The sequence below is a fragment of the Methylobacterium sp. AC690 genome (genome assembly GCF_979256535.1).
Genome location: NZ_CEEDOX010000127.1, coordinates 1 through 238, shown reverse-complemented (window position 1 = coordinate 238; position 238 = coordinate 1). Strand labels below are relative to the sequence as shown.

The following is a 238-nucleotide window of genomic DNA, read 5'->3' as shown; positions in this document are numbered from 1 at the left end:
CCGGCCATCACCGCCGACGACAGCGTGCTGAACGAGGACTACGCCTACCCGGTCTACGGCGTGCCCTCGCAGGAGACCGTCGAGGCCATCCGCCTCTCGGCCCGCCTGGAAGGCATGATCACCGATCCCGTCTACGAGGGACAGTCCATGCAGGGCATGATCGACCTCGTGCAGCAGGGCTTCTTCCCCAAGGGTTCGAAGGTGCGCTCCGCCCATCTCGGCGGTGCCCCGGCCCTCC

General features: G+C 68.1%; 1 pseudogene. It reads left to right on the top strand.

What is annotated here, in order from left to right:
* Nucleotides 1-238, top strand: a pseudogene (locus AC0IY1_RS25565) (1-aminocyclopropane-1-carboxylate deaminase); the annotation flags it as partial.